Here is a 15,382-nt window from a genome sequence, read left to right as displayed (position 1 = left end):
ATCTGTTCCACATTGAATCAATCCAAATCATTTGCTTGCACGTCACAAGCGATGCAAAAAAGCATAATTCTATTTTACAGAAATACTTCACCTTGACTTCCAAGCTTATTTTACAAAAGCACCAAAGCACTTATAAATGGAACGATATTGAGTGTAAAATCTATTCAGTATCACCATCTTTACGCACCATAAAAAAGAAAACCGATCCCTTCATTATGCCTACCCCCCATATCCCAACAAACCTTGGCATTTTAGATAATACATAAAGAGGCATTTTTATCTTTTCTTTAATGGTGTTTTACGACACAGGCTTCCCCCGCTTATCCTATGCAAGAGAAATACTTTGACTGAAGCAATACATAGAGAAATTGAAACGAAAGGTTTTTACGATATAAGGCTTTTATTCAATCTATAAAAAATGAATTATCCTTATAAATTAATGTGTTACATAAAATATAATCCAACACAATCATCTTTACCTATGCGAGGAACTCTATTTTCTAGCTCTTAATATTTTTATATAAATCAACACATTGATAGCAACCAACAACAATTTCTCTTCTATTAAAGCTATTCATAAAAACGTGTTTTGCATCTTTTCAAAGAGTATTATCCGAAAACCACCCTTTCTTGTGATATACAAAGCATGGCTTTGATTGAATTCAGTCTAAAAAGATTGATAATATGCCAGAATTATTATGCCGCTTTCTTATGTTCCAAAACGATGAGTTACTCTTATAAATTCAATAAGTTAACAATACACAACTGAAATTTCTTTTACCTCAATGTGGTTTATAAGAAGGTGTGTTTGATCTTTTTCAAATAGTGTTTATTCATCCATTTTTTATGAAAGCCTAAACAAATAATTTTTTATTGCTGCCTCACAAAAAGAGTCTTGAAATAAGAGAAACATACAGACCTCTCACATAAGCCATGAAGCGATAAGCTATCTCAATCAATAATGCTATCGCATGTGTAACATAACGGAAATTTAAGTTTTAAAGAAAACAAGAGAACAAAGATTATTACTTGTTGCAAGCCAAAGAGGAATCATCCTTTGGATGACTTTGATAAAGAGGAAGTTTTACAATGTTAAGAATTGTCCCATAAGGTATCAACATCAACAGACTCATAACAATTTTTACGGAAAAATCGCCAAAAGCAAGCGAGAGCCAAACTGGCATGCCGATCCCTCCCAAAACAGTATTCTCCACCAATGAACTGTCAGCATACCCTGTTATCTTATCAAGAACGGCAAAAGAACTCGAAAAAGCAAGAGAAAAAAACAACACCGTATCCAACGCCGAACCAACCAACGCTGCTGCTAAAGGAGCTTTCCACCATGTTTTCCGTCGCAAAGGCGTAAAAACCAGAATATCAAGAAGTTGTCCAAATAAAAATGCCAAACTAGAAGCAAGTGCAAGCCGCGGTGTTGCCAATATCCAAGAAACAAAAACACCGGCAAAAAAACCAGCATAAACCACACGCCGCGCAGCAGATGGACCATAAAAACGATTTGTCAAATCATTGATTAGAAAGGCAAATGGATAAGTAAAAGCCCCATAAGTCAACAGCTCATTCAAACCAAACCAATAGACAGGATATTGAACCAGAATATTAGAAGCAGTGACCGCAAGACACATTGCTAAAACAGAAAAAACAACATACCCTCTCTTTTGCTGTTCTAATAAAAGACCGCTTGAAAACATTTTTTTAACCTGGGGTATGGAACCAATAAAATAATAGAGCGATCAAAGAGAAAAAAGCCCCAAAAGCGCACTTCTTTAAGACCAAGTTCCGTGATTAAAGCGTCAATTCACCAAAAATAATGACACGAACAATCACGTTACAACAATCACGCTGCTTGTTCAGCCTTTTTCTCACTTTCTTGCTCAGCTTTTTTCTTAACGATTTGGCGTTTTAACAAACGCGCACGTTGCGACAATTCTTTGTCATCTGCTTTAACCAAAAAGCCATCAAGACCGCCACGGTGCTCAACAGAACGCAACGCATTTGCCGAAATGCGCAAACGATAACTTTGCTGTAACACCTCTGAAATCAACGTCACATTGCAAAGATTTGGTAAAAAACGACGCCGAGTTTTATTATTCGCATGGCTAACATTATTACCATACAAAACCGTTTTCCCTGTCAATTCACATGCACGAGACATAAACTTCACCCTTAAACTCTAAGAAACTTTCAAATCCCTATACCCAAAGGACACAATGAATACAATAGCACGCACAATGCGGCCTTGAACGGGCATCATTGGGAAGTCTCTCTCTAATAGGGGCTCGACAACAAAAGGTCAAGTCTTTTATCAAACCTTTTTCATCTCTTGCTGGCTCAATCTTCATCTTTTTCCAAAATCAAGGCGTGCAAATTCCACCCAAAAGCGTACAAAATACTTTTTTTAAAGGCATACCGTGTTAAAATAAAAGCCGGTTGTCCTGAAAGGAAGCATAAATCATGAACAAAAAAGAGCCCCCCATGACAAAGCTTCAGGGAAATTCTTGCCGTTTTTCTTCTTTTTTGTTTGGAACTTTATGTATTTGTTTTTTTCTTCTCTTCAGTGCATTAGGCATATGGCAGGTGCAACGGTTAAACTGGAAAACAAATCTTATCACGAGTGCCAATCAGCGCGTTCACTTAGCCCCCATAAATGCCCCTAAAAAAGATCAATGGGCTGATGTTACTTTTGAAAAAAGTGAATATCAACCTGTTGTTATCACAGGAAAATTTTTAAAAAATAAAAATATTTTGGTCACTGCTGCTGCTCAAAACACTACGGGTTACTGGGTTTTGACTCCTTTACAAACCGCTGACAACACACTGACTTTTATCAACCGTGGCTTTATTCCCATGGACGAACGAAATAATTTTCAACACTCAGAGCAATCCCATACAAATGCCTCATCTCAGCAAGATTCTACCATAAACACAGAACAAACAACAATTATCGGTTTATTACGCATGAGTGAAAAAAATGGTTTTTTCCCACGCAAAAATAATCCTGACAAGAATGTGTGGTATACGCGTGATCTTCCCGCTATGACACAAAAACTTGGGTTATCCACTGTTGCCCCTTATTTCATTGATGCTAAAAAAACATCTCCACAAGCAAATCTTCCCATCGCTGGTCTTACGATTATCCATTTTCGAAATAATCATCTTGTTTACGCAATCACGTGGTTTATTTTAGCTGCTGGAGTATTAGGCGCTTTTCTTTTTCTGCTACGGCAAAAAAACTAAAAAATAACAATTAAAATATCCATCCCCAATATAGTCATTAAACAGTTTGGCCTTTAAAAACATACATCTCACAATAGAGCAGATCTTAACACTGTTATATTGAGAATTTTACACATCACAAAATTTGTTTTTTTAAGAATCAATTGTTTGATTTATAACAATAATTCTATCATTTTATACCTTAAAATAAGACCTCAAATATCCGTAAGATTCTTTTACTTCAAATCTTCTGACTAAAAACCAGCAAAATCATTCTCGTGCTCCCCCCACAAGTAAAGAAAACCGCAAGAAATAAAATGATTAAAAATAAGGAGATCAATTCCTCTTCCATCACAAGTGCAAAGTATTGTTAAAGAAAGAGTTATTAAAGCATTGAAAACAGATAAAGAGAATGATCCCCCCAACCTGCTACCTTTAAGTATGGATCATGGACCTACAATGGGTAAGTTAAAACATTCCGAAGGATTTATACGACACTCTTCACAAGAGCACCATAAAATAAAAGTTGATTCATTGAAAAATGCTTTTTTAAAATAAACTCAGATGAATTTGCACTATAAGAGCGTTTTATTTTGATGAACAGCGTAACCTCATTAAAAAGGCAATGCATAAAAATGTAGGACAATGTGTCATTTCCACTCTTAAAAACACATTCTATTAAAAGCATTGGTCATAAATAGTTTTGAAAAACATAAAAATTTAAAATAGCAGGAAAAATAAGCACGCGTTTCTGCCGTTACAATTTCATATTCTTGCCAGTTATTTTCCGTTTCAGAGATAACTCAAACGGGTATATGCAATATTCTCGCCTTCATCTCACATAAAAAAGCTAATATAGAAGAGAATGTACAGATGCGTTTTTGTTTCAAACCAGCTATGAAAATAAGAGGTTGAGTTATAAGCAACAACAAAACATTGAATGTGTCAATGAGACTTTTATACCTATCACAACACATCAAATGACGGCATTTTACAGTATAAGAAAAAAGGTGAGTCATCGTATATTTTAAAAAGACAGTTTATCCTTTCAGTGTAATTTGCTAAAGGCTTATGCTATAAGCATATAAGCTTGTTTTGCTGGAATTTTAACTCTTTCATTTTTAAGGCTTCTGTTATGGGTGTTGTTGCCAAAAATTTTCCCATACCTGATCTTCATCGGGTTCGTCGTGTTCTTCTTTCTGTGTCTGATAAAACGGGTGTGGTTGCATTTGCACAAGCCCTTCATGCGGCTTACAATGTTGAATTGATTTCAACAGGAGGAACAGCCAAAACCCTCATAGCTGCTGGTTTGCCCGTAAAAGATGTTGCTGAAGTTACTGGATTTCCTGAAATAATGGATGGGCGTGTCAAAACACTCCATCCTTTGATTCATGGTGCTTTGTTAGGGGTAAGAGAAGATCCTAGCCATAGGAAAGCTATGGAAAAGAACAGCATTCATGGAATTGATCTCTTGGTGGTAAATCTTTATCCTTTTGAAGAGACAATCCAATCAGGAGCCGATGGGAAAACAATTCTTGAAAATATTGATATCGGTGGACCAGCGATGATTCGCGCTGCGGCAAAAAATTATGCTTATACCGGTGTTGTAACAGCGATAAATGACTATGATTCGATTCTTGCCGAATTAAAACAGTATAATGGATGTTTAAGCTTATCCATGCGTCATCAGTTAGCAATGCATGCGTATGCGCACACCGCTGCTTATGACACGGCAATAGCAGCATGGTTTGCACGGGATTTAAAAATTGAAACACCATCATGGCAGAGTTTTTCTGGTCATCTTGAAAGTGTTATGCGCTATGGGGAAAATCCCCATCAACAGGCGGCATTTTATCGCAATAATGAAAAGCGTTTTGGCGTTGCAACAGCAAAACTTTTACAAGGCAAAGCGCTTTCTTATAACAATCTGAATGATACAGATGCAGCCTTTGAACTTGTAGCAGAATTCGATCCACATAGAACTGCTGCTGTTGCTCTTATTAAACATGCCAATCCTTGTGGTGTTGCGGAAGGGGAAAATTTGAAAGAAGCTTATTTGAAAGCTCTTATGTGTGATAATGTATCGGCATTTGGTGGAATTGTTGCTTTAAATCAAACCCTTGATGAAGAATGTGCGGAAGAGATTGTTAAAATTTTCACGGAAGTAATTATTGCTCCTGATGCAACAATGGCAGCATGTGAAATTATTGCTAAGAAAAAAAATCTTCGTTTGCTCATTACAGGTGGTATCCCTAATCCACGTTGTGGAGGACTTCTTGCGAAAACACTTGCAGGAGGCATTTTAGTGCAATCACGTGATAATGTAGTGATTGATGATCTTAAATTGCAAGTAGTGACAAAGCGAGCACCAACTCAAGATGAAATGCGTGATCTTCAATTTGCTTTTCGTGTAGCAAAACACGTTAAATCAAATGCTATCGTATATGCAAAAAATAGCGCAACAGTTGGTATTGGCGCTGGACAAATGAGCCGCATTGATTCAGCAAAAATTGCTGCAAGTAAAGCCGCAGAAAGTGCGCAAAGAGCAGGCTTAACAGAAACGCTCACAAAAGGATCAGTGGTTGCATCCGATGCATTTTTTCCTTTTGCAGATGGTTTATTAGCAGCAGCTGAAGCAGGTGCAACAGCAATCATTCAACCAGGAGGTTCCATGCGTGATGAAGAAGTTATCACTGCTGCGGATGAGCAAGGTTTAGCAATGGTTTTTACAGGAATAAGGCATTTCCGTCATTAATATAATTTGGGTGATTTCCTTATGAGACAAATGTTTCAAAGGATTTTTCATAAATCATATGTCGATTGATAATCGTTGAAGTGGAAGCAGTTATTCAATCGAGAGAATCTACGCGTAATGAAAAAGTTATTACCGCAGAAAATGCGCAATAATTTAGCCATTGTTTTAGCAATAAGATATTATCGTTATAAATAGCTAAGTTATCCTTTTACATAAGATATGTGTTAAAGGGTTTCTTTTTGTATGTAGATGCATGCCTGCTATGACATTATAGCACAACTCTTTTGAAGAATATGCTCTATCTTAAGCTGAAGAGTGTAACAAAGTTTGAGTACAGGATATGAATATTCTACGTTCTTATAGTAATTGGCGCCGTTATCGCCGAACCGTTAATGCGTTGAGCCGTCTTTCAACATATGAACTCAATGACCTTGGCATTTGTCGAGGCGATATTGATTCAGTTGCACGGTACTATTCGCGTAAATCTTTCTAAGATTTGAAGAATATTTGAGAGAATGCCTTGCTATAAAGAAACAGGAATTTTGGGGCTGGTTTCTATAACTTCAGTTTTAGTATAACGACACAAAGCAGAAGGAGTTTTTTCTGAGAGGATTTTCCTTGCACTCTTGCTGTGATTTTGTTTCTTGAATTTTCAATGTATGATGAATGACTTTTGATTTATCAAGGGTGTCTATTATTTTATGTATTGGGTGAGATGCTCTATTGATTGTATTATTCTAAGTCTTTTAAAACCGTGTCTCTTGTTTGTGACAAGCGAGGAGTGTTTGCGTGGAATGAAACATACAAAAAAGAACTAAAAAGGCTTATAAGGAACCGTCTCAAGCGCCAACGGATGCCACTGGAAACTAGCAAAGGGTATGTGATGATTCCAAAGTGTTGCGCTATAAGCAGCAATAATGTGATCAAAACAAAGATTAAGGTAATCTAATTGCTTTGCTCTATCAGTTTTTATATGCGAGATGGGAGCAAGAATATGATAGAGTCTATTTCTAAAATGAGAAACAACCTAGTTTAGCAAAAATATGAAATCTCAAAGATAAAAAACTATTCACATCTTTACCGTCATTTTTTAATTCGGTTTTACGACTTCAAAAACATCTATATCTTTTAAAAAATGGGTGCACTCCCTCACCTTTTTCTCTCGCTCTTTAATAAAAAATTATATCCCCTACGCAAAATAGAAAATTCAAAATTAAAACATCATCATATGGTGCACACTCATACGCTTTTGTTTGAAAAAAATATCTCTCAATGCGCGTCATCCCCCTCTCGCCATGGTAATACTTATGAAGAAAATCCTCTAAACATTCTCTCCTTTACGCTTAAATAAAAGGCGTAAAATACCATTATCCTTCAATGTTCTAACAACCCTTAGCGCTTGAAAGTGTCCAGAAAAACTATTTTTATCCCTTTCTTACAGCAAGTTTACACACCACCCCTCGTTAGAGCCTACAAATATATGCGTTGATTTAAACTGAACAAATTCGCAACGATAAAATCTTACCATTTTCGAAATTTTCATTGAAGTTTTAAACAATATAAATCAATATCTTAACTTATTGAAAGTGTGAAATAAAGCATGATCCATATTGTTTTAAACAATACTCTTCTAGAGGCTTTTGAAAGTCATAAAACCAAATAAAGAGAAAAAGGGGAGGTGTAATAACCCTACACCATTTGCCAAGAATTTTACATTATGCTCTATAATTTTACGTTATACTCTATACGAGCACCATTGTGAAATAAGGGTAATAAAAGAAACGTTTTTTTTAACAAGAGTATAAATTTGCAAGAAAATATTTTATTATCTTAAACGTGCAACTCGCTCAGAGCGGAATATTGATCATAGTAGCACTCCAGAACTTTTTAAAGATAAGCAACCATTTAATTTTCTCTCCACCCCCTTAAAGAATGAAGATTCTTAACCAATACCGATCTGTAAATAAGAGTCTGTCAACAGTGCCGTTTCTGCTAGAGGAAACCCCTCTTAGCATTCCCTTATGGGATTCCATAGGCAAACTTTGCTTCAAAATATCCATTCCATACGCCCACAAAATACGTACGTATAAAAATTTACATGGTCCTTAAATAGGCTATTACCGCAATAAACGATGATGTTTTATACAAAGATAAAACCCTATAGACTACAGGTTGGAACAATGTTTTGATTTTTTATCAAACGGCTTTACGGATAAAACGCCAGCGAACTTTTTCCTGAAATGCAGGGCGAAAATATAAAACGATCTGCTGTGTCTTTTGCGGACCTGCTAATTCGGCAAAATCAATCGAATCTTCAAGACAAATATCCGCATCAGGCGAAATAAAGTACCATACTTGCTCATCCTCCATGTGCTCGTTCTTTACCACTAAACACACACGCTCACCATCATAGTTAACTTTAACTTGTGGATGAAGATGAAACCGAACAGCAACATGATCTTGTTCACTTTGCGCCCTCTTATGTCTCTTTCCCCCTTTACTGGGCATAAAAAAGCGATCAAAGCCTTCGATCATATCTCCACTTGTCGCCAAAATAAGACCACGCTCATGAATAAGGTTAAAGGGTCGCACATAACCATTATGGCTAGCAATAAAACCTGTTTTCTCTGAATCCTCTATACGGCGCACTTGAACTTCCTTGGGTCCATCAACCAAAAAGGAAGCACCATTTTTCTTTTTTTTGTAAAAAACGCCCACCGAACAATCATTAAGTGTAGCTGTTGAATGGGCTGCAGTAACACGCCCTAAATGTCGATAATCTTCCCGCCCATCAGGGTCAACGCCGGTATTGATAATAAAACGGTGTCCTTGTGAGGACATTTCAAAAGACAAACAACCCGAACAAGCCTGCTGGGCGACAAAGCGTGGTGGAAATTTTCCTGTATCGGCAAGAATTGTTGTTTGATTGGCTTTTAAGCGCTGAAACCCTGAATAACGGGCATAACTAAAAGGATGCCCATCTGTTTCATCAAGTTCCAAAAGTGCCGATAACCGTTCCGACACAAGGGGACCAACCCCATTAAAATGCGCTAATGTTTGATCCTCGTGGATAAAGAATCGTAAAGCTGGCAACATACGCTCAACAGAATCAATCAAAATACGGGGTGCTGTTTCATTGCTTCGCATAAAAAGATAACGCAAAGATAATAAATCTGATAATAAATTAAGTAAGATGATAGGACTACGGGAAATATGCCCACCATCAACCAAAATCTGACGCGAAAGCTCTTCTATAAGCGTGGTTTGTACCTTTTTTTTCACGACCGCAGAAACAGGCAAAGCAAGAGAGGCGAACGTCAAAGCTATTGCTGCTTGTAAACGTTTATCATCATGATCCATACCGCAAATTGTGACGCGCAAGTAACGAAATTGCAAACCAAGTGCCCGTAAAAAGCGTTTTTCAAACCGTTCACTTGCCCCTTTTAACAACATTTTTGAGTGACAAATCCACGAAATCAAACGGCGTGCAACAACAGGACCACTCCAAGCAAGCCCTTTTACCTTTTTGCCAGCATAGTCAAGCCAATCTTCTAAAAGAGAGCGCGCATGCGCCACAGCTAAATCACTTTCTGCAGCTTCCATATGGCGCAACCAATGAAAATCATGCAGAGACGCTTCCCATTCCAGCGTTGGCGCAACCAATGAAAATGGCGAAACAGCACCAGAATGAACAATATGACCAGCAAAAGCAAAACGACCGTGATAAAATTCATGCGCCATCATCGGATCAGCTACATGAAGATCAATAGGATGCGCTAAAATTTTATGAGGGCGAAACCCTGAAAACCGCCAACGAAACAAGGGTCCAACCCATAAACGCCGCATAACATGTTGTAGCGTATCGACACAGGCTGCCACTTTTACCTGAGGAGCTTTTACCGCAACCGCCAAAATTACATCTCCATCTATGCTGAATCAGATACAATTTCGACCATTTTTATAAATGAAACGTTAATTAAGCAATTTTTCGTAAGCGCGCGGCAAAAAAACCATCCATTCCTAAAGGCGCAGTTTTCTCAGCATCAAAATTTTTATGACAAAAATCCGCTGGCGTCGTGCGCACCATCCCCTCACAAAGCAAATGTGCCAATGCCCCCATTTCCTCTGGATAAATAGGATCTAAAACAATGTCATTGCGTGTCGATAAAATTTTCTCAATAAGATCTTCACCTTCTTTTCTTGCCAATGAACAATTGGAAAAAACAATCCGCCCGCCCTCCTTGACCAAAGCAATTGCTGCGACAAGCAAATCATATTGCAACGCCGCTAACTTGATGACATCATCCCACGATTTCGTCCATAAAATATCTGGATGACGACGAATCGTTCCTGTAGAAGAACAAGGAGCATCAAGAAGAACTGCATCAAAAAGCTGTGTAGGATGGAAATTTCTCACGTCCCCCTGCCAAATGTGAACGGAAAAATGAAGCCGTTCCATATTTTCTTTTAAACGCTTTACGCGATTAGCAGAAAGCTCAATGGCTGTCACCTCTGCCCCTTGCAAAGCCAATTGTGCTGTTTTCCCCCCAGGACTCGCACAAAGATCAGCAACGCGTTTACCCCGAAGTTCTCCCAGTAAACAAGCAGGCAACGCTGCGGCAAAATCTTGAACCCACCAAGCCCCTTCCCCATAGCCTGGTAAATCAGAAACAGAACACTCCAAACGGTTCAATCGAACAGAACCATTGGGCAACACGACACCGCCAAGCCTCTTAGCCCATCCAACACTATCAGCTTTCACTGTCAAATCGAGAGAAGGTTCTACACTTTGAATTTCTATAATCTGGTGTGCTTTTTCTGTTCCATAAGCTGATACTAAAAGCTGAGAAAACCATGCTGGAACACCTTCAATGGTCGGAACTTGTTGGCGTAAAGGCGCCACCTCCCGTGCAACATTGCGCAAAAGAGCATTCACCACCCCTGAAAAACGACGCATACGAGGATCAAATTTTGCCACACGCACAGCTACATCAATAGCCGCATGATCAGGAATATCAAGATAAAGAATTTGCGCCACACTGATATGTAGAAGATGCTTAAGTGAAAGTGCTTGTGAAGGCAAAGGACGCGCTAAAAAGCGTGAGAGAACCGCCGTAATCTGCCCGCGATGACGCAATGAAGCTGTCAAAATAGCCCGACACAATAAACGATCTCGTTGTGGAAGCTTTAAATATTGTGGGTGTCCGTGTTCATTATCCGTTAAACCAGAAAGAGGCGTATACTTATCAATGACCGCCCCTAAAAGACGCACACACACCTGCCGAACAGCCAATCCTGGAACATCTTTTTCAGACACATGCCCCGCCTTTTTGTGTTTCAAAATAACACCTTTATATCACTGCTTCCTCAAGAGATCCGCCAGAAATCTTCTCAAAAACTCTATGAACGAGATCTTTTTGAATTTTCATAACGAAGCCAAGAAGGACGTTTTGTAACCCGCTGAAAAGTGCTGTCTTCTTGCTCACCTGATGCATGAGTCTGACCACTGCGCAAATCTTCATAATTCATTTCGTTGCTTTTTTTATTCATACTGCCTTCTTCATTCCATCTCCCACTTTCGACAAGAGCCCCTTTCATCTCTTCTGCTTGCCGATAAAGAGCAGCAATACGATTTGCCGTTGCAGGATGTGTCGAAAAAAGACTATCCGCTCCCTCACCGCTCAAAGGATTTATAATAAATAGATGGGCTGTTGCTGGATTATGCTCTGCTTCTTCATTATAAACCCCACGGCCCCCATCAGCAATTTTACGCAATGCCGAAGCCAACCATAAAGGATTACCACATATTTCAGCTCCCCTGCGATCTGCAGCATATTCACGCGTACGGCTAATGGCCATTTGCACAAGCATGGCAGCAAAAGGTGCCACGAGCAGTGCAATAAATCCTCCAATTGCCCCAGCACCATGAGAATCTTCCGAAGAGCTGCGCTGTCCCCCCATAAAAAAAGCAAAATTACCAAGCATTGAAATTGCCCCTGCAATCGTTGCTGTTAGAGTCATGGTTAAGGTATCACGATGCTCAATATGTGCAAGCTCATGCGCCATAACGCCAGCAATCTCCTCTGCACTCAACCGCTCTAACAAGCCGCGACTCGCAGCAACAGCAGCATTTTGAGGATTACGCCCTGTTGCAAAAGCATTTGGCTGTGCATTATCAATAACATAAACTTTTGGTTGAGGAAGAGAAGCTTTTTTAGCTAAATCGCTTACAATCTTATAATAAACTGGTTCGGAATGCTGATCAACTTCACGCGCGCCATACATGCGCAAAACGATTTTATCCGAATTCCAATAAGAAAAAAAGTTTAAACCACTTGCCATCAAAAGAGCAATGACCATACCACTGCCCCCTCCAACAAGATAACCAACCCCCATAAAGAGAGCCGTCATAAAAGCCAAAAGCATGGCTGTACGCATTATATTCATTACTCAAAAAACTCCATGATAAAATACTATCTATACTATATGATGGGGTTTTCTTTCTGCTTCTTCAATGGAATAGGTTTAAAATGCATAAAAAAGATGAAAAAATAAGCAAAAAAAATGCAACTGTCGTCAAACAGCCATCTCTTTCTCCCGCAGCACAACGTGCCCTCAAAGAGGCTGAAGAACGGCGAAAAGGCGAAGCAAAAAAGGAACAACCGTTGGAAAACGGTGGACGCGGCGGCCAAGACCCTTCCCGCTATGGAGACTGGGAAATTAAAGGCCGCGCCATCGACTTTTAAAGCCATAGATTTCTAAAATTGAACTTTAAAAAACCAACGCCGTTTTAAATAAACACCCCTTTAAAGAAGATCCGTTTTGATCGGCAAAAACGGATCATATTTATTCTTCTAGAAGTTTTTAAAGAGGCGTTGATTAAACAATCATGCTTCTTGTGCTGAAGCAGAATCTGCTTCAGCCGCAGCTGCTGCTTCCTCTGCCGCTTGTTTTGCTGCGGCTATACGTTCTTGTGCTTTTTTGCCCGGTTCACCTTTATGTGGATTATTACGGGTTGGGCGCTTTTTTAAGCCAGCTGCATCTAAAAACCGTAAAACGCGATCTGTTGGTTGAGCCCCTTGCCCAAGCCAATATTGAATACGTTCTTCACTAAGTTTCACCCTCGGTCCATCTTTAGGCAACATTGGATCCCATGCACCAACACGTTCAAGAAATCGCCCATCACGCGGACTACGAACATCCGCAACAACGATATGATAATAAGGACGTTTCTTTGAACCTCCACGGGACAAACGAATTTTCAATGCCATATTTTATCTCCTATTGTCAGCTCTGGCTTTCGTTTAAATTGACTTTTTTGTTTTTTGCTCTTCAGCAATAATTTCATGATGACGCACAACTTCTTTAATAATAAACTTTAAAAATCTTTCAGCAAAATCAGGATCAAGATGACTGTCCATAGCCAATTGCCGCAAACGCGCTATCTGACGTTGCTCACGCAGAGGATCTACTTTAGGCAAATCACAACGCGCTTTTAAGAGCCCAACAGCTTTCGTACAACGAAAACGCTCTGCTAAAATATGAATCAAAGTTGCATCAAAATTATCAATCGATTCTCGTAAATGTGCTAATTCGTTCAATACTGTTTCCTGCATCATATTCCTTTCCCTCTTTGCATCTTATTTTTTCTTAAGATGTTGAGGAAGTTTTCCCCTATCGGCAATGCTATTGGAAAGACCAGGAAATGTAGGACCACGTCCGGGAAGTCCGGGCAAGATCTTCCCTCCATGTCCATTTTCAATCTGCTTTTGAAGCGTCGAGAGCTGCTTCAGATCAACTCCCGATAAATCAGGCATAGCTGGAGAATCTGCACCTCCCATCCCTCCAAATCCCATTTTAGAACCAAGGCCTCCTAGCATTTTTCCCATCAAACTACTCTTGCCCTTACCACCCATGGCTTTCATCATATCAGCCATTTGGCGATACATTTTCAAAAGTTTATTAATATCAGCCGCCGTTGTCCCAGACCCCTTAGCAATTCGCTGTTTACGGCTATGTTTTAAAAGCTCTGGATTCGCACGCTCTTGGGGAGTCATGGATGAAATAATAGCCAATTGACGATTAAACAAACGATCATCAAAACCAGCAGCCGCAATCTGCTCTTTGACCTTGCCTAATCCTGGCAACATGCTCATAATACCCCCCATTCCACCCAGTTTTTTCATTTTCTGCAACTGTTCTGCAAGATCATTCAAATCAAATTTTCCGGCCTGCATTTTTTTTGCAAAAGCAGCAGCTTTCTCATGATCCATTGTTTCAGCAGCTTTTTCAACCAAAGAAACAATATCCCCCATTCCGAGAATACGATCAGCAATACGACTGGGGTGAAACTCTTCCAAAGCCTCTATTTTTTCACCGGTTCCAATTGCTTTAATTGGCTTGCCTGTCACAGCACGCATGGAAAGAGCAGCACCCCCACGCCCATCACTATCCATCCGTGTTAAAATAATCCCTGTAACTCCTACACGCTCATCAAAAGAACGAGCAAGATGAACGGCATCTTGCCCCGTCAAACTATCAGCCACCAACATAATCTCATGAGGAAGAGAACACGCTTTAATTTCAGCCAATTCAAGCATCAAAGCTTCATCAATATGATTACGTCCTGCAGTATCAAGAAGAAGCACATCATAACCGCCCAATTTAGCAGCCTGCACAGCACGTGATGCAATATCAACGGGCAATTGTCCGGCAATAATAGGCAAACTTGCAAGTTTTGCTTGTTCTCCCAACTGGCGCAATTGCTCCTGTGCAGCGGGACGACGTGTATCTAATGACGCCATGAGAACTTTTTTATTGTGCTTATCAGTGAAACGTTTTGCAAGCTTTGCTGTTGTGGTTGTTTTTCCCGAACCTTGCAAACCAATCATCATGATAACAACAGGCGCTGGTGCATTCAAATCACTCAGAACACTTTCATTTCCAAGAATATGAACCAATTCGTCATGAACAATTTTAACCACCATTTGGCCTGGTTTAATTGATTTAACAATCTCAGTCCCAACAGCTTTTTCACGAACCCTATCGGTAAAAGAACGGACAACATCAAGAGCAACATCAGCTTCCAATAAAGCGCGCCGAATTTCACGCAGCGCCTCTGCAACATCCTGATCCGACAAAGCACCACGCCCCGTCAAATGAGACAGGATAGAACCAAGTCGCTCTTGCAAGGATTCAAACATCATTTACCTCATTGTTGCATAACAAAGTTACATAACGAACAAACCAAAATAGCACCCGAGAACGCATCGCGCCGTCGAATGTTGACCTCTGAGATCTCTTCATACCCTTGCATTGGGGTCTCAGTCGGTGGCTCCAAGCTAATTTTGTCACTGAAAGCTTGCTCCTTCAAACAATAAAACCCCAGCTTTG

Annotated in this window: 11 protein-coding genes and 1 pseudogene; 4 read left to right on the top strand and 8 right to left on the bottom strand. The window is 39.5% G+C overall.

The window, feature by feature from the left end; all coding sequences use genetic code 11:
* Positions 1-1,025 precede the first annotated feature (1,025 nt).
* Both PVV57_RS01105 and rpmB read right to left on the bottom strand, forming a co-directional pair.
* Positions 1,026-1,709 (bottom strand): VUT family protein, encoded by a 684-nt coding sequence (locus tag PVV57_RS01105; protein ID WP_273783271.1) that lies wholly within the window; start codon positions 1,707-1,709, stop codon positions 1,026-1,028.
* A 146-nt stretch (positions 1,710-1,855) separates the two neighbouring features.
* A complete protein-coding gene (gene rpmB / locus PVV57_RS01100) occupies positions 1,856-2,173 on the bottom strand; it encodes a 50S ribosomal protein L28 (protein ID WP_100129022.1) in 318 nt (105 codons plus the stop codon).
* A gap of 299 nt (positions 2,174-2,472) precedes the next feature.
* Between rpmB and PVV57_RS01095 the strand changes: the two genes are divergently transcribed.
* The 3 genes from PVV57_RS01095 (at position 2,473) to PVV57_RS01085 (ending at position 6,482) form a co-directional block, all read left to right on the top strand.
* Positions 2,473-3,255, top strand: a complete 783-nt coding sequence (locus PVV57_RS01095) for an SURF1 family protein (RefSeq protein ID WP_273717348.1) — start codon at positions 2,473-2,475, stop codon at positions 3,253-3,255.
* Positions 3,256-4,369: 1,114 nt separating this feature from the next.
* The gene (purH, locus tag PVV57_RS01090) at positions 4,370-5,989 is read left to right on the top strand and encodes a bifunctional phosphoribosylaminoimidazolecarboxamide formyltransferase/IMP cyclohydrolase (RefSeq protein WP_273717350.1); all 1,620 of its coding nucleotides are present in this window, start codon (positions 4,370-4,372) and stop codon (positions 5,987-5,989) included.
* 340 nt (positions 5,990-6,329) lie between these two features.
* Positions 6,330-6,482 carry a DUF1127 domain-containing protein gene (locus tag PVV57_RS01085; RefSeq protein WP_273717351.1) on the top strand — a complete coding sequence of 51 codons (153 nt, stop codon included), beginning with the start codon at positions 6,330-6,332 and terminating at the stop codon, positions 6,480-6,482.
* Positions 6,483-8,185: 1,703 nt separating this feature from the next.
* On the opposite strand, the gene PVV57_RS01080 is transcribed toward PVV57_RS01085, so the two are convergent.
* The 3 genes from PVV57_RS01080 to htpX all read right to left on the bottom strand — a co-directional run bounded on the left by PVV57_RS01080 (position 8,186) and on the right by htpX (position 12,436).
* Positions 8,186-9,901: a heparinase II/III family protein gene (locus tag PVV57_RS01080; RefSeq protein ID WP_273783268.1), complete on the bottom strand. Its 1,716-nt coding sequence runs from the start codon at positions 9,899-9,901 to the stop codon at positions 8,186-8,188.
* 64 nt (positions 9,902-9,965) lie between these two features.
* On the bottom strand, positions 9,966-11,330 hold the full coding sequence (locus PVV57_RS01075) for an RsmB/NOP family class I SAM-dependent RNA methyltransferase (RefSeq protein ID WP_273783266.1): 1,365 nt from the start codon (positions 11,328-11,330) through the stop codon (positions 9,966-9,968).
* A 59-nt stretch (positions 11,331-11,389) separates the two neighbouring features.
* Entirely contained in the window at positions 11,390-12,436 is a 1,047-nt protein-coding gene (gene htpX / locus PVV57_RS01070) for a zinc metalloprotease HtpX (RefSeq protein WP_273717354.1), read from the bottom strand.
* Positions 12,437-12,519: 83 nt separating this feature from the next.
* On the opposite strand from htpX, the gene PVV57_RS01065 reads away from it, so the two are divergent.
* Positions 12,520-12,735 (top strand): DUF1674 domain-containing protein, encoded by a 216-nt coding sequence (locus PVV57_RS01065; RefSeq protein WP_273717355.1) that lies wholly within the window; start codon positions 12,520-12,522, stop codon positions 12,733-12,735.
* A gap of 141 nt (positions 12,736-12,876) precedes the next feature.
* Here PVV57_RS01065 and rpsP read toward each other — a convergent pair whose 3' ends face one another.
* The 3 genes and pseudogenes from rpsP to ffh form a co-directional block, all read right to left on the bottom strand.
* Complete coding sequence (rpsP, locus tag PVV57_RS01060; protein WP_273717356.1) at positions 12,877-13,260, bottom strand: 30S ribosomal protein S16; 384 nt, start codon at positions 13,258-13,260, stop codon at positions 12,877-12,879.
* A gap of 16 nt (positions 13,261-13,276) precedes the next feature.
* Positions 13,277-13,605, bottom strand: a pseudogene (locus tag PVV57_RS01055) (chorismate mutase).
* A gap of 24 nt (positions 13,606-13,629) precedes the next feature.
* The gene (ffh, locus tag PVV57_RS01050) at positions 13,630-15,192 is read right to left on the bottom strand and encodes a signal recognition particle protein (RefSeq protein WP_273717536.1); all 1,563 of its coding nucleotides are present in this window, start codon (positions 15,190-15,192) and stop codon (positions 13,630-13,632) included.
* Positions 15,193-15,382 lie beyond the last annotated feature (190 nt).

The organism is Bartonella sp. AU15XJBT (assembly GCF_028618615.1).
Taxonomy (GTDB): domain Bacteria; phylum Pseudomonadota; class Alphaproteobacteria; order Rhizobiales; family Rhizobiaceae; genus Bartonella.
This window is presented reverse-complemented; position numbering and strand designations above follow the sequence as displayed.

Coding starts and splice junctions, on each gene's coding strand:
- PVV57_RS01105 (WP_273783271.1), bottom strand. CDS start 1,709: ATGTTTTCAAGCGGTCTTTTATTAGAACAGCAAAAGAGAGGGTATGTT.
- rpmB (WP_100129022.1), bottom strand. CDS start 2,173: ATGTCTCGTGCATGTGAATTGACAGGGAAAACGGTTTTGTATGGTAAT.
- PVV57_RS01095 (WP_273717348.1), top strand. CDS start 2,473: ATGAACAAAAAAGAGCCCCCCATGACAAAGCTTCAGGGAAATTCTTGC.
- purH (WP_273717350.1), top strand. CDS start 4,370: ATGGGTGTTGTTGCCAAAAATTTTCCCATACCTGATCTTCATCGGGTT.
- PVV57_RS01085 (WP_273717351.1), top strand. CDS start 6,330: ATGAATATTCTACGTTCTTATAGTAATTGGCGCCGTTATCGCCGAACC.
- htpX (WP_273717354.1), bottom strand. CDS start 12,436: ATGAATATAATGCGTACAGCCATGCTTTTGGCTTTTATGACGGCTCTC.
- PVV57_RS01065 (WP_273717355.1), top strand. CDS start 12,520: ATGCATAAAAAAGATGAAAAAATAAGCAAAAAAAATGCAACTGTCGTC.
- rpsP (WP_273717356.1), bottom strand. CDS start 13,260: ATGGCATTGAAAATTCGTTTGTCCCGTGGAGGTTCAAAGAAACGTCCT.
- ffh (WP_273717536.1), bottom strand. CDS start 15,192: ATGTTTGAATCCTTGCAAGAGCGACTTGGTTCTATCCTGTCTCATTTG.